The organism is Rhodococcus sp. SORGH_AS_0301 (genome assembly GCF_030818285.1).
Lineage (GTDB): Bacteria > Actinomycetota > Actinomycetes > Mycobacteriales > Mycobacteriaceae > Rhodococcoides.
Genome location: NZ_JAUTAC010000002.1, coordinates 86,513 through 105,514, shown reverse-complemented (window position 1 = coordinate 105,514; position 19,002 = coordinate 86,513). Strand labels below are relative to the sequence as shown.

20 protein-coding genes are annotated in these 19,002 nt (G+C 69.0%); 11 read left to right on the top strand and 9 right to left on the bottom strand.

Translation table 11 applies throughout. The annotated features are described in order from the left end of the window. Window positions 1-17: 17 nt before the first annotated feature. Window positions 18-1,346: an ROK family transcriptional regulator gene (locus QE397_RS01230; protein WP_307091181.1), complete on the bottom strand. Its 1,329-nt coding sequence runs from the start codon at window positions 1,344-1,346 to the stop codon at window positions 18-20. A gap of 319 nt (window positions 1,347-1,665) precedes the next feature. Between QE397_RS01230 and QE397_RS01225 the strand changes: the two genes are divergently transcribed. Next, window positions 1,666-2,553: a TauD/TfdA family dioxygenase gene (locus QE397_RS01225; RefSeq protein ID WP_307091179.1), complete on the top strand. Its 888-nt coding sequence runs from the start codon at window positions 1,666-1,668 to the stop codon at window positions 2,551-2,553. A gap of 20 nt (window positions 2,554-2,573) precedes the next feature. Further along, window positions 2,574-3,341, top strand: a complete 768-nt coding sequence (locus tag QE397_RS01220; protein ID WP_222631935.1) for an SDR family NAD(P)-dependent oxidoreductase — start codon at window positions 2,574-2,576, stop codon at window positions 3,339-3,341. A 22-nt stretch (window positions 3,342-3,363) separates the two neighbouring features. Here the strand turns inward: QE397_RS01220 and QE397_RS01215 are convergent, their stop codons facing one another. Continuing rightward, a complete protein-coding gene (locus QE397_RS01215) occupies window positions 3,364-4,545 on the bottom strand; it encodes an Ig-like domain-containing protein (protein WP_037186261.1) in 1,182 nt (393 codons plus the stop codon). Between the two features lie 37 nt (window positions 4,546-4,582). After that, on the bottom strand, window positions 4,583-5,671 hold the full coding sequence (locus QE397_RS01210) for a UDP-N-acetylmuramate dehydrogenase (protein WP_307091176.1): 1,089 nt from the start codon (window positions 5,669-5,671) through the stop codon (window positions 4,583-4,585). 103 nt (window positions 5,672-5,774) lie between these two features. Between QE397_RS01210 and QE397_RS01205 the strand changes: the two genes are divergently transcribed. The 4 genes from QE397_RS01205 to QE397_RS01190 all read left to right on the top strand — a co-directional run bounded on the left by QE397_RS01205 (window position 5,775) and on the right by QE397_RS01190 (window position 9,296). Next, window positions 5,775-7,367 (top strand): Rieske 2Fe-2S domain-containing protein, encoded by a 1,593-nt coding sequence (locus tag QE397_RS01205; protein ID WP_307091174.1) that lies wholly within the window; start codon window positions 5,775-5,777, stop codon window positions 7,365-7,367. Window positions 7,368-7,376: 9 nt separating this feature from the next. Further along, a complete protein-coding gene (locus QE397_RS01200) occupies window positions 7,377-7,895 on the top strand; it encodes a DUF2505 domain-containing protein (protein WP_307091172.1) in 519 nt (172 codons plus the stop codon). A gap of 22 nt (window positions 7,896-7,917) precedes the next feature. Further along, window positions 7,918-8,421, top strand: coding sequence for a DUF2505 domain-containing protein (locus QE397_RS01195; protein WP_222630250.1), 504 nt, complete (start codon window positions 7,918-7,920; stop codon window positions 8,419-8,421). 83 nt (window positions 8,422-8,504) lie between these two features. Further along, window positions 8,505-9,296 (top strand): class I SAM-dependent methyltransferase, encoded by a 792-nt coding sequence (locus QE397_RS01190; RefSeq protein WP_373425199.1) that lies wholly within the window; start codon window positions 8,505-8,507, stop codon window positions 9,294-9,296. On the opposite strand, the gene pabB is transcribed toward QE397_RS01190, so the two are convergent. Together pabB and QE397_RS01180 are read right to left on the bottom strand one after the other, a co-directional pair. Next, window positions 9,255-11,327, bottom strand: coding sequence for an aminodeoxychorismate synthase component I (gene pabB / locus QE397_RS01185; RefSeq protein ID WP_307091169.1), 2,073 nt, complete (start codon window positions 11,325-11,327; stop codon window positions 9,255-9,257). The genes QE397_RS01190 and pabB overlap by 42 nt on opposite strands. Window positions 11,328-11,342: 15 nt before the next feature. Beyond that, window positions 11,343-11,918, bottom strand: coding sequence for a hypothetical protein (locus QE397_RS01180; RefSeq protein ID WP_222646260.1), 576 nt, complete (start codon window positions 11,916-11,918; stop codon window positions 11,343-11,345). Window positions 11,919-12,032: 114 nt separating this feature from the next. On the opposite strand from QE397_RS01180, the gene QE397_RS01175 reads away from it, so the two are divergent. Further along, complete coding sequence (locus QE397_RS01175; RefSeq protein ID WP_027506333.1) at window positions 12,033-12,770, top strand: DUF2993 domain-containing protein; 738 nt, start codon at window positions 12,033-12,035, stop codon at window positions 12,768-12,770. Here QE397_RS01175 and deoC read toward each other — a convergent pair. Next, the gene (gene deoC, locus QE397_RS01170) at window positions 12,767-13,444 is read right to left on the bottom strand and encodes a deoxyribose-phosphate aldolase (protein WP_037186135.1); all 678 of its coding nucleotides are present in this window, start codon (window positions 13,442-13,444) and stop codon (window positions 12,767-12,769) included. The two genes, QE397_RS01175 and deoC, sit on opposite strands and share 4 nt — an antisense overlap. 75 nt (window positions 13,445-13,519) lie before the next feature. On the opposite strand from deoC, the gene purU reads away from it, so the two are divergent. After that, window positions 13,520-14,410 (top strand): formyltetrahydrofolate deformylase, encoded by an 891-nt coding sequence (purU, locus tag QE397_RS01165; RefSeq protein ID WP_027506331.1) that lies wholly within the window; start codon window positions 13,520-13,522, stop codon window positions 14,408-14,410. Window positions 14,411-14,423: 13 nt separating this feature from the next. On the opposite strand, the gene QE397_RS01160 is transcribed toward purU, so the two are convergent. From QE397_RS01160 to QE397_RS01150, 3 genes are read right to left on the bottom strand one after another with little or no spacing between them, the layout of a single operon-like run. After that, entirely contained in the window at window positions 14,424-15,017 is a 594-nt protein-coding gene (locus QE397_RS01160) for a bifunctional 2-polyprenyl-6-hydroxyphenol methylase/3-demethylubiquinol 3-O-methyltransferase UbiG (RefSeq protein WP_307091166.1), read from the bottom strand. Beyond that, complete coding sequence (locus QE397_RS01155; RefSeq protein WP_307091165.1) at window positions 15,014-16,030, bottom strand: alpha/beta fold hydrolase; 1,017 nt, start codon at window positions 16,028-16,030, stop codon at window positions 15,014-15,016. The genes QE397_RS01160 and QE397_RS01155 overlap by 4 nt, the downstream gene beginning before the upstream one ends. Next, the gene (locus tag QE397_RS01150; protein ID WP_231476397.1) at window positions 16,027-16,908 is read right to left on the bottom strand and encodes a MerR family transcriptional regulator; all 882 of its coding nucleotides are present in this window, start codon (window positions 16,906-16,908) and stop codon (window positions 16,027-16,029) included. The genes QE397_RS01155 and QE397_RS01150 overlap by 4 nt, the downstream gene beginning before the upstream one ends. Window positions 16,909-16,984: 76 nt before the next feature. On the opposite strand from QE397_RS01150, the gene QE397_RS01145 reads away from it, so the two are divergent. From QE397_RS01145 to QE397_RS01135, 3 genes are all read left to right on the top strand, one after another. Beyond that, window positions 16,985-17,464, top strand: coding sequence for a DUF2975 domain-containing protein (locus QE397_RS01145; RefSeq protein WP_027506328.1), 480 nt, complete (start codon window positions 16,985-16,987; stop codon window positions 17,462-17,464). Next, on the top strand, window positions 17,464-17,676 hold the full coding sequence (locus QE397_RS01140) for a helix-turn-helix transcriptional regulator (protein ID WP_027506327.1): 213 nt from the start codon (window positions 17,464-17,466) through the stop codon (window positions 17,674-17,676). Before QE397_RS01145 ends, QE397_RS01140 begins: the two co-directional genes overlap by 1 nt. Window positions 17,677-17,744: 68 nt before the next feature. Beyond that, window positions 17,745-19,001 carry an Nramp family divalent metal transporter gene (locus QE397_RS01135; protein WP_051613478.1) on the top strand — a complete coding sequence of 419 codons (1,257 nt, stop codon included), beginning with the start codon at window positions 17,745-17,747 and terminating at the stop codon, window positions 18,999-19,001. The last annotated feature ends 1 nt before the right edge of the window (window position 19,002 follow it).

The following is a 19,002-nucleotide window of genomic DNA, read 5'->3' as shown; positions in this document are numbered from 1 at the left end:
CAGTATTCCCCGTGCGATCAGCGCTGAGCGTCGATCTTCCGCATCGTCACCACGGGATCGGCGTAGAGCGAGCCGAGGGACACCGCCGCCGCAGCGTGGTCCTGCACGCGCTTGCCGAAGCTGGTGACCCGCACTCGCCGCGACGTCGCGACCGAACTGGAGGACTCGAACGCGGCCTCGACGCGCTCCATCGCCGCCGGATACGCGGTGAACGCCTGACCGCCCACCTGCACGCTGTCGGGGTTGACGACATCGTGCACCAACGCCAGTGCGCGACCCAGCGCATCGGCGCGGTCGTTCAGAAGTCCCTGTGCCACAGTGGAACCCGTGCGCGCCGCCAGGTACACCGCGGCGATGGAACGCTCCGACTCGTCCAGCAGTCCGGCGCGCTGCGCCGCGGCCACGACGGCCCGATCGCTCACGGTCGCCTCGAGGCATCCCGTACGCCCGCAGTCGCACACGGCGTCCGAGCCGGTCGGTAGATGAGCGATCGACCCCGGGCCGCCCGCGGGGGTGTGCACCCGACCGTCGATGGTCAGCGCCAACCCCGTCATCTCCCGCGCATAGAAGTACAGCGACGTACCCGGCCGGCCGCCGACAGACCCACCGGCCTCCGACCTTCCCGCATCCTCGGGGGCCGACTCCGTCGCGAGCAGCAACTCCGACGCCGCCATCGCCTCGACGTGGGGCGCCACGGCCACCACGGCACCGAGCCGCTCGCCCAGGACCGCGCCCACCGGGGCGTCGGACCAGGCGAGGCGAGGGTGATCGACGGTGCCCTTCTGCACGTTCACGCGGCCACCGATGGCGACACCCACGAACAGGATGCGGCGCCGGTGCCACCGTGCGGCGAAGGACGCGGCACTCTCCGCGATGGAGCGCAGTGCGCCGGCGTGCGGGCCGGAGGGTGTGGCGATCTCGACGCCGCCGAGCACGGTGCCGCGCAGGTCGACGGCGACGATGCGCGTGGTGGTCGCGCCGATGTGCACCCCGAGGGTGCACTGCCCCTCGTGGTCCACCTCCACCGGAACGCGGGGACGCCCGACGGCGCCGGACGTGGACAGATTGGCACGCTCACGCAGCAGCCCTGCGGCGATGAGCGCACTGACGTGGCGGTTGACGGTGGCGGTGCTGATGCCGGTGGCCGAGACGATGACGTCGCGCGACACGGGGCCGCGCTGCACCACGGCGCGCAGGACGACGGCGGCCGGAGTGTCGCTGACGCGCAGTTCGGGCGCGACGACGCGCGCCGGCCTCGGCCGGTGGGGACGTCCGTACGGGGACCGCGTGGCGGAACCCGGCGTACGAGAAGCAGAACTCTGAGCGAGAACGGTGGGGGCAGACATGGGAATCCCTCGAGAGCGAGACGGATGGGCCGGGAGCCTGGGAACGAGGCCGGTCACACCCGATCGTCAGACCTCACATGGAGGTCGTCCGTCGACGCGCGATCAGACTCGTGAGAGACCGCGTCGACAACAGAGTTCGCGAGCGAGAGGCAGACGGGAACCGAGCGCGGCGGTCACATACGTGACCCGCGGTGCGGACTTCCTCGCTGGTGCCATGACCGAAAAGTAGCACCGATGTCGCCGCGCTGCAGAATCGCCTCTTTCGCTCGAGGTGATTCGAAGGGTGGACAACCTGCGACTTCGGCATGACAGTGAGCCCATGAAGACCGTAAAACTGGGCGCCAACATCGGCGCACGCATCGACGACGTGCGGATCGGCGGCGATCTCCCGGACGAGATCGTGCACGAGATCAACGAGGCGCTGCTCGAGCACGAGGTCGTGTTCTTCCGCGGCCAGCATCACGTGGACGAGAAGGTGCAGTACGCGTTCGCCGAGCGGCTCGGGATCCCCACCACCCCGCACCCCACGGTCCGGTCGCGCGGAACCCGCACTCTCGCCATCGATTCCACGTACGACAAGGCGGACAGCTGGCACACGGACGTGACGTTCGTCGACCGCGTGCCGAAGGCGTCGATCCTGCGGGCCGTGCACCTGCCCCCGTACGGCGGCACCACCACCTGGGCGTCGGCGACCGCCGGCTACGAGCAGCTGCCGCCCGCGATGAAGGCCCTCGCGGAGTCGCTGTGGGCCGTGCACACCAACATCTACGACTACGCGGCGACCGCTGCCGAGAAGTCCGTCACGTCGACGGCCGAGCGCTACCGCGCGGAGTTCCGCAGCGAGTACTTCGAGGTCGAGCATCCCGTGGTGCGCGTGCATCCCGAGACGGGGAAGCGCGCGATCCTGCTGGGCCACTTCGCCAAGTCGTTCCCGGGCCTCTCCTCCAAGGAGTTCCGCGCACTCTTCGAGCTGCTGCAGGACCGGGTGACCCGCCTGGAGAACACCATCCGGTGGTCGTGGGAGCTCGGCGACATCGCCATCTGGGACAACCGGTCGACCCAGCACTACGCCGTCTCCGACTACGACGACCAGTACCGCCGCCTCGAGCGCATCACCCTCGCGGGCGACGTTCCCGTCAGCGTGCAGGGCGAGTACTCGCGCGTCGTCGCCGGCGACGCGTCGGGCTACAGCGCGATCGCGAGCTGACGCGATCTAGCCTGGTTCCCATGACCAGCGTTCCGACGACACCGTCGACCCAGACCGACCGCCCCACCGCCGTCGTCACCGGAGCCAGCTCCGGGATCGGCGCCGCCACCGCGCGGACACTCGCCGCCGGCGGCTATCACGTGGTCGTGGGCGCCCGCCGCGTCGACCGCCTCGAGGCACTGGCCGAGGAGATCGACGGCACCGCCCTCGCCCTCGACGTGACCGACGAGGACTCCGTCGCGGCCTTCACCTCGGTGCTGCCGCGTGTGGACGTCCTGGTGAACAACGCGGGCGGCGCGAAGGGCCTCGCCCCGATCCTCGAGGCGGACCTCGACGACTGGCAGTGGATGTGGGAGACCAACGTCGTCGGCACGCTGCGCATGACCAAGGCGCTGCTGCCCAAGCTGATCGAGTCCGGTAACGGTCTCGTCGTGACCATCACGTCCATCGCCGCGTTCGAGACGTACGACAACGGCGCCGGGTACACCACGGCCAAGCACGCACAGGGCGTGCTGCACCGGACGCTCCGCGGCGAACTGCTGGGCACGCCCGTGCGTCTGACCGAGATCGCTCCGGGCGCGGTGGAGACGGAGTTCTCCCTCGTCCGCTTCGACGGTGACGAGGAGAAGGCCGCGAAGGTCTACGAGGGCATCGACCCGTTGGTGGCCGCCGACATCGCCGAGATCATCGGCTTCGTGGCGTCCCGCCCCTCGCACGTGAACCTCGACACCATCGTCGTGCGCCCGCGCGATCAGGCCCCGAACGGCCGTTTCAGCCGCCGGACCTGATTCTCACGCGGCAGTCCGACTCTCACGCGGCAGTCAGGGCGCTCATGCTCTGCCATGTGGGCCAGTCGATCGCCCAGTCGTAGATGTCGCCGTCCGCCGCCGAGAGATCGATGCGCGTGCCGGTGACCTCGACGGGGTCACCGTAGACGGCCATCTGGAAGTACGTCTGCGCGTCCTCGGTGGAGAGGTTGATACAGCCGTTGGTCACGTTGGACGAGCCCTGCACTCCCGTGGTCAGCGGATTGGCGTGGATGAACTCGCCGTTGTTCGAGATGCGGGTGGCCCACCGTTCCCGCACGTTCTCGTAGTACGGCGGGTTGGACATCAGGAAGTCCTCGTACTTCTCGGTGACGACGTGGATGCCGCTGCGCGTGACGTTGCGGTCCTCGTTGCCCTCGCCGTAACTCACCGGGATGTCCATGACGGTCTGGCCGTCGCGCACCACCTGCATGCGGTGGCTGGTCGCATCGGCGACGACGACCTGGCTCCGACCGATGGTGAAGTTCACCGTGACGTCCGAGTCGCCGTAGGCGCCGCCGCCGTAGTTCACGCCGTAGAGCTTCGCCGACACGTCGACGGTGGTGCCGGGGGCCCAGTAGTTCTGCGGACGCCAGTGCACGCGGGACCCGCCGTCGTCGGGCAGCCAGGCCCACGAGCCGGCCGTCGGCGGGTTCGTGGTCACCGTCAGCGCCTTCTCGACCGCCTTCTTGTCGACGATCGCGTCGTCGAACTTCAGGATGATCGGCGCCGCGACACCGACCTCCTGGCCGTCACCGATGTTGGTGGAGACCGACGTGATCGACTGCGGTGCCACCGTGCCGAGAGTGCCCTCGACCGGCACCGGCTTGCCGTCGCTGCCGACTGCCGTCCCTGCCCACGTGTAGACCGCGTCGTACCCGAGGGGCTCGGTGACGGTGAACGTCGTCTTCGCCGGGTCCAGCGTTCCCGCGACGGCGCGGCCGTCGGCGGTGGTGAGCGACACGGCCTCGAAGGTGCCGTTCGCGACCGAGACGGAGATCGGAGCGGTGGGTGAGACGTCGGTCGCACCGGCCGCCGGTGCGTAGGTCACCGCCGCCACGGGCGCGGCCTCGGTGGTCGGCGCGGCGCTCTCCGAGGACCCGGGTGTGCCGGAGCACCCCGCGACCAGCGCGATCACGAGTGCCAGCACGGCCAGGACGGCTGCGTACGGTGTTCTCCCCTGCATCTTCACGGGGACGACGTTACCTGTGGCAACAGACCGATCAGTCGAGCGTGCAGTTCACCAGGCGGCACTCGGGGATCAGCGTGATGCCGTACTTCTCCTGCACACCCGCGCGCACGTGCGACGCGAGGGCGGTGACGTCCGCTGCACTCGCGCCGCCCCGGTTGGTGACGGCCAGGACGTGGCGGGTGGAGAGGGTGGCCCGTCCGGTGCCGACGCGCTCGCCGTACCCGCGGGAGAACCCGGCGTGCTCGATGAGCCAGGCAGCACTGAGCTTGATGCCCTTCGGGTCCGTGAACTGCGGCGATCCGAGTGCCTCGGGCGGTACGGACGACACGATCGGGTTCAGGAAGAAGGACCCGACACTCCACGAGTCGTGCTCCGCCTCGTCCCACACCATGCCGCGATCGGTCCGCAGAGCGATCACGGCATCGCGCACCTCGCGCGCCGAGACGCTCTCTCCGATGCGCACGCCGAGCCGCTCGGCGAGCGCCGCGTAACGCACCGGTGCCGACTCGTCGCTGCGTCGGAGTGCGAACGTGACATCCACCACGACGTAGCGATCGGTGTACTTGAAGGCCGACGACCGGTGCGAGCCGAAGCCGCAGCGTGCGTTGTCCCACACCTCGACCTCCCCGCTCTCCCGGTCGAGCACCGTCACCGACTCGAGCCAGTCCGAGGTGGAGGCGCCGTACGCGCCGACGTTCTGCACGGGCGTTCCGCCGGTGCTGCCCGGGATGCCGGAGAGTGCCTCGATGCCGGCGAGCCCGTGATCGAGCGCGGTGCGGACGACCAGATCCCACTCGACTCCGGCGTCCACGTGCATCCTGGTGCCCTCGACCCGGAGCCCGGACGTCGCGACGCGGACGACGGTGCCGTCGAAACCGTCGTCTCCGACCAGCAGGTTCGAGCCGCCGCCGATGACGAGCACCGGAGTTCCGGCCGCGTCGGCGCTGCGTACGGCGTCGACGAGCTCCTGCGAGGTGGTCGCCTCGACGAGACGTCCGACGGGGCCACCGACGTGGATCGTGGTGAGGTCGGCGAAGGACACGGGGCGGTGCGCGGCCGTCACGGAGCCGGGATCGCCGGTCTCCGGAGCTGTCGCGGACTGGAGGGGACTGCTCGTCACGGGGGTGAACGCTACCCGGCGCTGCCCCCGCCTCGTCGTGAGCACCGGGTGTGCACGCCTACCATGGTCACCGAACCAGGTTCCATATTTCGGGAGGATTCACGTGCAGGTCACCAGTGTCGGACACGCGGGATTTCACATCCAGACGTCTGCGGGGTCCATCCTGTGCGATCCGTGGGTAAACCCGGCGTACTTCACGTCGTGGTTCCCGTTCCCCGACAACTCCCAGCTCGACTGGGACGAGCTCGGCAACTGCGACTACCTGTACGTCTCGCATCTGCACAAGGACCACTTCGATCCGAAGCACCTGGCGAAGCACGTCAACAAGGACGCGGTCGTGCTGCTCCCCGACTACCCGGTGCCGGACCTGCGCACGGAGCTGGAGAAGCTCGGTTTCACCTCGTTCTTCGAGACGACCGACTCGGTCAAGCACACGGTGTCCGGCCCCAAGGGCGACCTCGACGTCATGATCGTGGCGCTGCGCGCTCCTGCCGACGGACCCATCGGCGACTCGGGTCTGGTGGTGAGCGACGGTGAGACCACCGCGTTCAACATGAACGACGCCCGGCCGGTCGACCTGGACATGATGACCGAAGCCTTCGGCCACATCGACGTCCACATGCTGCAGTACTCCGGCGCCATCTGGTACCCGATGGTCTACGACATGCCGCAGCGCGCCAAGGACGCGTTCGGGACGCAGAAGCGGCAGCGTCAGATGGACCGGTGTCGGCAGTACATCGAGCAGGTCGGCGCCACGTGGGTCATTCCGTCCGCAGGTCCCCCGTGCTTCCTCGACGACGAGCTGCGCTCGCTCAACGACGTCTACGGCGATCCGGCGAACATCTTCCCCGACCAGATGGTGTTCCTCGACCAGATGCGCCGCCACGGCCACGACAAGGGCCTGCTGATGATGCCGGGAACCACGGCGGACTTCTCGGGTTCCGACCTGAACGAGCTGGCGCACCCGCTGCCCACCGACGAGGTGGAGGCCATCTTCACCACCGGCAAGGCCGACTACATCGAGGCGTACGCGCAGCGCCAGGCCGACGTCATCGCGGCCGAGAAGGCATCGTGGGCGACCGCGGCGGGCGAGCCGCTGCTAGGGCCGTTGCGCGCACTGTTCGAGCCGATCATGGCGCAGACCGACCAGATCTCCGACGGCATCGGCTACCCGGTGGAGCTGAATCTGACGGGCAGGCCGGAGGCCGGTCGACCTCCGGTGGCTGCCGACAGAGTGGTGCTCGATTTCCCGAAACGCATCGTGCGCGAACCGATCCAGGACGAGAAGTTCCGCTACACGTTCGAGATTCCGGCCGAGCTGGTCCGCACGGTGCTGCGGGACGGGGAGTCCGACTGGGTCAACTCGATCTTCCTGTCGACGCGGTTCCGGGCGAAGCGGGTCGGTGGCTACAACGAGTTCCTGTACACGTTCTTCAAGTGCCTCACCGACGAGCGCATCGCCTACGCGGACGGCTGGTTCGCCGAGGCACACGACGACACGGCCACCATCGTCAAGGACGGCTGGGAGATCCAGCGGCGCTGCCCGCATCTCAAGGCGGATCTGTCGAAGTTCGGTGTCATCGAGGGCACCACGCTCACGTGCAATCTGCACGGCTGGGACTGGAACCTCGAGACGGGCAAGTGCCTCACGTCGAAGGGCCACCCGCTGCGGTCCGAGCGCGCCGCGCAGAGTTAATCTCAGCTCATGCCACGCAGGTTCGATCACACGGTCCCGTCCACGCTCGCCGCGTCCGACGTCCACGCCGCCCTCACCACCGAGCAGTACTGGAGCGATCGGCTCGAGGCCGTCGGCGGCCCCAAGGCACAGCTGAACGACGTGACCGTCGCAGGCGACGACGCGGACAGCCGCACGGTGTCGGTGTCGATGACCCAGGCCATCGCGGAGGAGTTCCTGCCCGGCGCCATCACCAGCATCCGCCCGGGCGATCTGATCATCCACCGGACCGAGTCGTGGGGTTCCCTCGACGCGCAGGGTGCCTCGGGCACCTTCGAGGCCAAGGTCGAGGGCGCCCCGGCGTCCATCACGGGCACCCTGGCACTGCGCTCGAAGGGCTCCGCATCGAGCCTGACGGCGACGGGTCAGGCCGAGGTCAAGGTGCCGATCTTCGGCGGCAAGATCGAACAGGCTGTCATCGAGCAGGTTCTCGCGCTGATCGACGCCGAGCAGGAGTTCACCGACACCTGGGCGCCGGAGCACCTCTGACTCACCGGTAACCTCATCGACCATGGCACGTCGCATGAACTACTCGGCTCGTCTCCCGTTCACCACAGAGCAGGTGTACGGGGCGCTGACGACGCGTGACTACTGGGACGCGGTGATCGAGGAGCTGCGCAAGTACTCGGAGAACGAGCTCACGCGCTTCGATGTCACGGCGGACGGTGTCGACGTGGTCATGCGGCACATCATTCCGCGCGACACGCTGCCCGACGTCGCGCAGGCGGTGATGAAGAAGGACATGGTCATCACCCGCAACATCCATCACGACGCGTACTCGGAGACCACCGCCGGGAAGTACGACGCGTCGATTCCCGCCGGCCCGGGCAGCCTCACCGGCACGACGTCCCTCTTCGCCACCGAGGCCGGCTCCACGTTGCGCACCACGTCCGAGGCCAAGGTGTACATCCCCTTCATCGGCGGGAAGCTCGAACAGTTGATGCTCGTCAACCTCGTCGATCTGTGGCGGGGCGAGGGCGAGGTCACGCACGACTGGCTCACGAAGAATGCCTGACCGGCGGGTAGGCCGGAGGCCGGTCGGGATGAGCGGGTAGGCCGGAGGCCGGTCGGGATGAGCGGAACGAACTGCTGGGCACTGTGATCTCCCGGATCGGTCCGGAGGGTGTGGTCACTCGCGGGACGACCAACATCAACCGGTTGCGGCGCAGTGATCGCCGACTGGTGCACGATCCCGACGTCCGAGCGTTGCTCCGCGGCGCGACGTGTCCCCTGGTCGTGGACCTGGGCTACGGCGCCAGTCCGGTCACCACTCTGGAGTTGGCCGCGCGACTGCGCACCGTCCGTGCGGACGTCGCCGTCGTCGGGCTGGAGATCGAGCCGTCCCGCGTCGTCCCCGATCGGGACGGTGTCTCCTTCCGCCGCGGCGGCTTCGAACTCGCAGGACTGCGGCCACACCTGGTGCGCGCGTTCAACGTGCTGCGTCAGTATCCCGAGGACGCGGTACCGGGTGCGTGGGCACGCATCACCTCCGCTCTCGCGGACGGCGGCCTCCTCGTCGACGGCACGTGCGACGAACTGGGGCGTCGGGCCACGTGGGTCACCGTGGACGCGTCGGGACCGCGCAGTCTGACCATCGCGTGGGATCCGTTCACGGTGGAGCGGCCGTCGGACATCGCGGAGCGGCTGCCGAAGGTCCTGATCCACCGCAACGTCGCGGGCGAGCGCGTGCACGAGGTGCTGCGGGCGGCCGATCGGGCGTGGGACGTGGCGGCGCCGCTGGCACCGTTCGGACCCCGCGTGCGGTGGCGTGCGGCGCTGACAGCCCTGGCGGCGCAGGGACTTCCGGTCACCGTGCCGCGCCGACGACTGCGGGACAACGTGCTCGCGTTACCGTGGTCGGCCGTCGCTCCCGCCGAGGACACGCAGTAGCGCGTCGACCTTGAGGTGCATCTCGTCCACCTCGTCCTGCGGGTCGGACAGCGAGACGACGGCGCCGCCAGTTCCCACCGACGCCCGGCCGTCCGCGAGCACCACGGTCCGGATGACGATGGACAGGTCCGCCGCGCCGGTGAGCGAGAACCAGCCCAGCGCACCGGAGTACACGCCGCGCGGCCCGCCCTCGAGGCGGTCGATGATCTCCATCGTGCGGCGCTTCGGGGCGCCGGTCATCGATCCGCCCGGGAACGCCGCGCGCACACAGTCGACGGCCGAGAGCCCCGGGCGCACCCGACCCTCGACCGTCGAGACCAGTTGGTGCACATGGGTGTGGCTCTCCACGTCGAAGAGCACCGGCACGTGCACCGACCCGGGCACGCACACCTGATTCAGGTCGTTGCGGACCAGATCGACGATCATGATGTTCTCGGCGCGGTCCTTCTCGCTCGTCGCCAGGTCGAGGCGCGCGGCCGCGTCCTCCGCCGGCGTGCGCCCGCGAGCCCGAGTTCCCTTGATGGGCTTGGAGTCCACGACGCCCGACGCCGTGATCCGCAGGAAGCGCTCCGGTGACGCGCTGAGTATCGCCAGCCCGGGGAATCGCAGGAACGCCGCGTACGGGGCGGGACTGGCGCGCCGCACCGCGAGGTAGAGGTCGGCGGCGTCGCCGTCGAACGGCACGCTCATCTCGTTGGTCAGACAGATCTCGTAGCTCTCCCCCATCGTGATCTGCTCCAGGCAGTCCGCGATCGCCGCGCGATACGCGCCGTCGTCGTGCCGGGTGTCGATCACCGACGGCAGCGCGCCGAGGGGGGTGTCGGACACGGCCGGGCGACCGCGCTCCGAGCGGGGCATCGCGGTCACGGCCGCGGCGGTCTCGTCCAACCATCCGAGCGCCGCGGTGTCGTCGCCACCGACGAGTGTGAGGGTGAGCAGATAGGTGCACCGATCACGGTGGTCGAGTGCGATGAGTCTGTCCGCGAACATCATTCGCGCATCGGCCGTCGGCGACGCATGCGCCGCCGCTCCGCCCGTCTCGGCCTTGAGCTCGTAGCCGAGGTGACCGACGTAGCCGAGGGCGAAGTCGAACGGCACCGCGGGCACCCGGTCGACGGCCCGCGCCGCGATCTGTTCCCCGAGGTGGTCGAGGAACGACGTGACCGTCTCCTCGGTCGTGCCGTCGGCGGTCGTCGTCGTCACGCACGAGGTGGCGACGTCGTACGACACGTCCTCCGCCAGTGGGCCGTCACCGGGTCCGAGGTAGGAGAACCGAGCACTGCCGTCGAGCTCGGCGCTCGAGTCGAGCCAGAACGTGGACCGTCCGCGGAGTGGGCGCGCCACCTCCTCGGGGTCCGGTAGCACGTCGAGACGGCGCACGAGCACCCGGTAGCGGGGGTCGCGCACGACCGGGTCACGCGGCGCCACGGTCGGCGCGGAGGTGTGGGTGCTCGGGCGGGCGTCCCGCGCGAGGTCGAGAAAGTTGGCGATCACCTGCAGTCCACGTTCCGTGCCGATCGACTCGGGATGGAACTGCACTCCCCACAGCGGCCGTGACCGATGACGCAGCGCCATCATCACCCCGTCGTCGGTCCACGCCGTCGCCTCGAGCTCGTCGGGCAGGGCCGTGATGGTGAGGGAGTGGTACCGCACCACGCGCAGGGGCGACGGCAGGCCGGCGAAGAGATCGGTGCCGTCGTGCCGCACGTCGGACATCCGGCCGTGCATGGGCTCGGGTGCCAGATCGACGACGCCACCACAGCTGTCCGCGATGCCCTGATGCCCCAGACACACCCCGAGAAGCGGCAGACCACCGTCCCGGATCACCCTGCTGCTGACGCCCATGTCGGCCGGGCGACTCGGGCGGCCCGGGCCTGGCGAGACGACGACGGCGTCCACCCGGTCCAGCGGGAGGGAGGACCACGGGACGTCGTTGTGCACGACGATGGGGGCGGTGCCGGACACCTGCTCCAGGTACTGGGCCAGGTTGTGGGTGAACGAGTCGTAGTTGTCGATCAGCAGCGTGCGCATGAGAGGAACATCCTCTCAGCGCAGCGCCGTCTCCACCCGCTCGGCCACCCGGTCACCGCACTCCACAGCCTGCTCGAAGAGATCGTCGACGACCAGTCGTCCGAGCACCAGACCGTCGGCGACCACTTCGTCGAGGGTGAACTGCGAGATACCGCCCGCCGCGAGATCCAGCACGGTGCGGACCGGCGTCGTCATGCGGAAGGCACCGGAGAGCTCGATGTCCGCGCCCGTCAGGCGTCCCCGATGGATCGCGAGGCGCTGGTCGTGCGCTCGGGCCGTCCCACTGACCCGGACGTGGACGAACTGCGGGTGCAGGCTGCCCATGCCGTGCAGCTCGGCCGCGCTCTGGTGGGAGATCACCGCGGTGGCGCCCAGCCACACGCACCACTTCGAGTACTCCTCGAGATCGTGGCTCGGCCAGTCCGACAACCGCAGCAGATCGGTCTCGACCCGCGTCCAGGATCCGTCGGCGACGTGCGCCTCGATCTCGCACGGCAGATACCCGGCATCGAGCGCGTGAGCTGCGGTGAAGTACCCGTCCTGTTCGGCGACCACGCCGTCCAGACGTTCCGCCACATCGTCGCCCGCCATGCTCGAAGAGCCTACGTGGTTGTGTCACGCGTCACAGAGAAATGGCGCTGTCGCCGTGCACCCGATCGGCCGGTCCACAGAGGAACCTCAGAGATGTCGTCCACACTGTCTCTCATGACTCACGACACCGCACCCAGACGACGCTCCCGGGTGCCTCTCATCGCCGGAGTGCTGGTCATCGTCGTCATCGCGGCACTCGTCGGCGGCGAGTTCTATGCCCGCAACCGCGTCGAGAACTGCCTCACGACCCAGTTCGAGAGCGAACTCGGCTCACAGATCGACGTCGGCCTCGGCCTGCAGCCCGTCCTGTTCTCCCTCGCGACCGAGAAGTTCTCGTCCGTCGACATCTCGAGCGACGACACGAAGTTCGGGCCCGCACAGGACATGCAGGTCCAGGCGACCGTGAACGACGTCGACCTCACCTCCACGGACACCACGTCCGGTCAGATCGGCAGCAGTTCGGCCGACGTCACGTGGTCGACCGGCGGCATCCTCGCGACCCTGCAGGAGCAGGGAGTCGGCAGCGTCGTGTCCGGTGTGACCAGCGATCCCGCCGCCGGAACGCTGAAGTTCGCCATCGTCGGTGGACTGGCGGAACTCACCGTGAAGCCCGTGGTGCAGGGCGACACGATCGAGGTCCAGACCACGGACGCGTCGATCCTCGGCATCGGCATTCCCACCGACCTCGCGGACAGCGTCGTCTCGGTGCTCACGGACAGCCTGCAGGCGTACCCGCTCGGCATGACGCCGGACGCCCTCGAGGTGACCGACACCGGGATCCACATGACCCTCAGCGGCGGCCAGTACACGATCCCCGCCGCGCAGGGCGGTCAGCAGCAGGTCACCTGCTAGTCGGCGAAGCCGTCCAACACGCTGCGGGTCCCGGACAGGCCCAGTCGGGTGGCGCCGGCCTCGATCATCGCTCGGGCGGTGTCCGCATCGCGGATCCCGCCCGACGCCTTGACACCCAGGCGGCCACCGACGGTGCGGGCCATCAGACTCACGGCCTCCGTCGACGCTCCACCCGCGGGATGGAACCCCGTGGACGTCTTGACGAAGTTCGCGCCGGCCCGCTCCGCCGCCCGGCAGCACTCGATCACCGCGCGCTCCCCGTCCGCCGACGCGAGCAGCGCCGCCGACTCGATGATCACCTTCAGGACGGCGTTCTCGCCCATCGCCTCCCGGACGGTGATGATGTCCGCCAGGACGGCGTTGAAGTCACCCTCCACCGCGGCGCCGACGTCGATCACCATGTCGACCTCGCGCGCCCCGTGCTGCACCGCCAGACGCGCCTCCGAACCCTTGATCAACGAGTGGTGCTTTCCGGACGGGAACCCCGCCACCGCGGCGACCACCAGGTCACCCGTGTCACGAACCGGGAGCATCGACGGCGACACGCAGACCGCGAGGACGCCCAGATCCTTCGCCTCCGCGACGAGCGCCCGGACGTCGGCGACCGTCGCCTCGGGCTTGAGCAGAGTGTGATCGACCATGCGGGCGACGTCGGTGCGCGTGAGGGTTGTCATGCGCTCCACCTTTCCAGACGGAGGCCGGTCGGGATCGGTCAGGAAGGGACGGGTGTCAGTGAGACAATGGCGCCCATGCCGCCCGAATCTCCACGCTCCGACTCTCGCCGCTACGTCCTCACCCTGGGCTGCCCCGACCGCACGGGCATCGTCGCGCGCATCTCGACCTTCCTGGCCGATCTCGGGGGCTCGATCGTCGAGGCCGCCTATCACGCCGACGCGGACAGTGGCTGGTTCTTCACCCGTCAGGCCGTCGCGGCCTCGTCGATCGACATCGGAGTCGACGAGCTGCGCGCACGGTTCGCGGCGGTCGCCGCGGAGATCGGCCCGGAATCCGAGTGGTCGCTGCACGATTCCGGAGAGCGCAAGAAGGTCGTGCTCCTGGTGAGCAAGGAGGGACACTGCCTCCACGATCTGCTCGGGCGCGCCGCCGGCGGAGAACTGCCGGCGACCATCGAAGCGGTCATCGGAAACCACCCCGATCTCGAATCCGTCACGCGCGCACACGGTGTGCAGTTCCACCATGTTCCGTTCCCCGAGGACCCCAGCGAGCGCGGGCCCTCCTTCGACGCGCTCCGCGACCTCGTCGACGGCTACTCCCCCGACGCGGTGGTGCTGGCCCGCTTCATGCAGGTGCTGCCGGAGTCGTTGTGCGAGCACTGGTCCGGGCGCGCGATCAACATCCACCACAGCTTCCTGCCGTCGTTCGTCGGCGCCCGGCCGTATCACCAGGCGTTCGCACGAGGGGTCAAGCTCATCGGCGCGACGTGCCACTTCGTCACCGCCGAGCTCGATGCCGGACCCATCATCGAGCAGGACGTCATCCGCATCGACCATGCGGACGCGGTCGCCGACATGGTCCGTCAGGGCCGGGACATCGAGAAGATGGTGCTCGCGCGCGGACTGCGCTGGCACCTCGAGGACCGTGTGCTGGTGCACGGCCGCAAGACCGTGGTGTTCGACTAGACAGCTGGTCGTATCAGGCAGCTGGGGTTCGACCCACCACGACGGTCTCGTTGTAGACGAACAGCTTTCCCACCGGACGCGGGAACGGGAACGAGGCGGACGTCGTGCGCTCGATGCCGGCGGCAGCGCAGAGGGCGAGCAGGTCGGCGGCGTCCAACCAGCTCGTGTGCGTCGGGTCGCTGGCGAACCCGACTTCCTGCGTGCACACGATCATGACGACGGAGTCCGGCTGCAGACACGGCAGGTACTCCGTCAGCACTTCGCCCTCCGCGCCCGGCGGCAGGTGCTCGAGCAGGTGGGCCATGAGCATGCCGTCGAAGCCCGTGTCGCCGAGGGCGTGGAACTCCTCGGGTGTGTACGCGGTCATGCCCTGCGAGCGGCAGAACTCGACGGACGCGACGTTGTGATCGACACCGACGCTACCCGCGGGAAGGTTGCGCAGATTCCGGCCGATGCCGCAGCCGACGTCGAGAACGCGCCGCCCAGCGAGATGGCGTCGGATGTTCCACTGGTACGGAGCCTGCACGCGCAGAACGCGTTTCCACCGCGCACCCTGCAGCTCGCGCAGCCGCTCGGTGTAGGCGTCCCCTCTGGTGTCGTCGCTCATGCCGGCAGCTCCGCGAGCCGGACCAGCTCGGCGTCGAACTCCGCGATCGATTCCACCGAGCTCATGTGTCCGACACCGTCGAGTTCGAGGAACCGGCCCAGCACTCCGGCGCGGGAGAGTTGATCGGCGAGCTTGCGGGCGTGCACCGGCGGCGTCAGGCGGTCGCGAGTACCGACGATCACCGACGTCGGGACGTCGATGTTCTCCAGCGCGTCGTGAATGTCCAACGCGGACAGCGCCGATCCCCACATGCCCCGCGTTCGGGGGGAGCACTCGCGCACGATGCGTTCGCAGAACGCCACCTGCGCCGGAGTGGACTCGGCGCCCATCGTCACGTACTTCAGAGCACGAGCGGAGAACGGACTCGACGGGATGGGCAGTGCCGATCCGAGCACGCTCGACGCCACCCGCGCCGGCACCTGCGCGACACCGGGTGGCAACGGGATGACAGTGGTCTCGCGGACCAGACTGTCGGTGGCCGTGTTGGCCAGCAGTATCGCCTTCACGTAGTGGCGCACCTGCGCGGGATACTGTGCCGCCCAACTCATCACGGACATGCCGCCCATGCTGTGTCCGGCGACGACGGCCTTGGTGTCCGAGTCGACCGTCGCGTCGAGCACCGCGGCGAGATCGTCCCCCAGGACGTCGGCACCGAGCGGCCGGGTCCCCACCTCACTGGCTCCGTGCCCGCGCTGGTCGTACACGACGACGCGGTACCGTCCGGCGAGGTCGTTGATCTGCGGCGCCCAGAAGTCGGCGGAGCAGGTCCATCCGTGACTGAGGACGATCGGGGCGGCGTCCGGGTCGCCGTACTCGCGCACGTGCAGCGCGGCACCGTCCTCGGCGACGACCGTGCGCACCCGTGGGGTGAGCTCCGGACGCGCCAGCAGTACATCGGTGTCCGCCATCCGCGCCGAGGGCGGTGACGCCCGTCGAGTCGCCCGGATCGAGGCTGCACCAGCCACCGCGACCGCGGCCACGGCAGCGGTCACCACTGCACCACGAATGTTCATCGGTCTCCTGTCCTGCTGCTCGAGCTGGTGCTCGCGCCGTTGCCGTCACTGTCGTCGGTGTCCGCCGTGGCGGCGTCGCCGCTGTCCTCCGTGGCGGCGTCGCCGCTGAGCGCCTTCTCCATCGCGTGCACGATCTCGGCGTCCATGGTCTCGGAGAAGAGCGCCTGCACGGCACGGCTGGCCAGCGGACGCAGGGTGGTGATGAGGTCCGCCATGGCCGAGAGCTCGCTGGGGTCGAGCGTGAACGGATCGGCGCCGCCCGGAACGAACCTGTCGACGACCAGACGCACGAACTGCTGGGACACGCTCGTCAGGTCCTGGTGGACGCGCTCGGTGCGGGACAGGATGTCCGGCAGCGCGAGACCCGCGTCGAACAGCACCTTGGCCGCGCGGACCAGGGCGGGGTTCTCGATGCGGTAGCCGTCCCCGTCGCGGGAGAAGACGTCGAGCGCTTCCGCACGCGTCAGATCGTCGTCGCTGATCCGTCCGTCGAACATGGTGTCGATCTCGTCGCGGGTCAGCCGCGCCGGGTGGTCGACGTTGGCGGCGCCGTCGGGATCCTCGGTGCCCAGGACGTCCTCGACGCGGAGTCCGTACTGCGCCGCGGTGAGGAGTTCGCTGATGGTGACGAAGGTGTAGCCACGGTCGAGCATGCGCGAGATCATCTGCAGCCGAGCGAGGTGCGACTCGTCGTACCAGCCCGTCCGACCCACCTTGCGCGGGGGCGGGAGCAGACCGCGGTCCTGATAGACGCGCACGTTACGGACGCTCACGCCGGCTTCCCTGGCGAGGTCGTCGATCCGGTACTCGGTCAGGCCGACTCGGCGGAGATCCCGGGGATCACGCGAGCGAGCATCGTCGAGTGGGGAGTCCGGCACCCTCAGACCTTAACCCTGCCGCCCTCCCGCACCAGTACCTATTGATTTTCGATAGATCCTGACCGATACTCGATGCATGATCACGGAAAGACGCGTCGTCGCAACACTCAGGGTGTTCCTCGCCGGCCTGTTCGCCCTGCTCGTCCTGTTCCAGGTCATGTCGCTGCCGGGACAGTTCGCGCACATGGCCCGCGAGAACCCGGAATCCGCGTACCTCCGATGGCCCCTCACCGCGCTCACCATCTTCTGGGTGGTGTGCGTGCAGATCGTCGTCATCGCCACCTGGAAGCTGCTCACTCTCGTCCGCCGGGATCGCATCTTCTCCGGTGCCGCGTTCGTGTGGGTCGACGCGATCGTCCGCGCGATCGTGGCCGCCGGTGTGTCGCTCGGTGTCGTGTTCCTCGTCGTCGGGTTCCGCGCGGACGATCCGGGGCCCGTGCTCCTGCTGTTCCTGCTCTGCATGATCGTCGGCGTCGCCGCACTGCTGATGATGGTCATGCGTGCCCTGCTGCGGAAGGCGAGCGACCTGCGCGCCGACCTCGAGGGCGTCATCTGATGCCCATCGTCGTCCGCATCGACGTGGAGCTGGCCAAGCGCAAGATGAGCGTCGGCGAGTTCGCCGAGCGCGTCGGACTGACCCCCGCCAACGTCGCCGTACTCAAGAACGGGCGGGCCCGCGCGGTGCGGTTCAGCACCCTGGAGACCATGTGCCGGGTGCTGGAGTGCCAGCCGGGTGACCTGCTCGAATGGGTGGACGACGAGACATGATGCGGGTGCCCTAACTTATAGGTACGGCCCGGCGAACACGATCGCGCCGGGTGCCCTACACTTCCGTCATGGTCGACCGCATCGGAACTCGTCCACCCACATCCGGAGGCATCACTCCCGTCAGGCTGTTCACGCTGCTCGGCCCCGCGTTCGTCGCCGCCATCGCCTACGTCGACCCGGGCAACGTCGCCGCGAATCTCACCGCGGGCGCGCGCTACGGCTACCTCCTCGTGTGGGTACTCGTGGCCGCCAATGCGATGGCGGTACTGATCCAGTACCTCTCGGCCAAGCTGGGCCTGGTCTCCGGACGATCACTGCCGGAGATGCTCGGCGACCGCATGCGTCCCTGGCCCCGCCGGGCGTTCTGGGTGCAGGCCGAGGCCGTGGCGATCGCGACGGACCTCGCCGAGGTGATCGGCGGCGCCATCGCGCTCAACCTCCTGTTCGGCGTTCCGCTCTTCGTCGGCGGTCTCATCACCGGCGTCGTGTCGATGGTGATCCTGGCCGTCCAGTCACGGCGGGGTCAGCGCACCTTCGAGTTCGTCGTCATCGGCATGCTCGCCATCATCACGATCGGCTTCCTCACCGGCCTGCTGTTCACCGACATCGACGCGGGCGGTGTCGCCGGCGGTCTCGTACCGGGGTTCGACGGCTCCGGATCGGTCCTGCTCGCGGCCAGCATGCTGGGCGCGACGGTCATGCCGCACGCCATCTACCTGCACTCCGCGCTCGCCCGCGACCGCCACGGCGTCGAGAAGGACTCCGGCAAGCTCGACCGCCTGCTGCGCGCGACCAAGTGGGACGTCACGTTCGCGCTCATCATCGCCGGCAGCGTCAACATCGGCATGCTGCTGCTCGCCGCATCGGCGTTCCGCGGCGAGGAGGGCACCGACACCATCGACGGCGCGCACGCGGCCATCGAGAACAATCTCGGGCCCGCGGTCGCCGCGATCTTCGCCGTCGGCCTGCTCGCCTCGGGTCTCGCGTCGACCTCGGTGGGCTGCGCCGCCGGTGCCGAGATCATGAAGGGACTGCTGCAGAAGCGGATCCCGATCCAGGTGCGCCGCGTCGTCACGTTGATTCCCGCGCTGGTGGTCCTGGGTATCGGCGTCGATCCGACGCTGGCGCTGGTGCTGAGTCAGGTGGTGCTGAGCCTGTGCATTCCGTTCGCGCTGATCCCGCTGGTGCGCATGACCTCCAGCAGCGCGGTGATGGGCGCCCGCATCAACTCACGGACCACCGTGGTCCTCGCCGTCGTCACCACCGGCCTGATCGTGGCGCTCAACGCGGCACTGCTCTGGCTCACGGTCACCGGCCAGGGGTAGG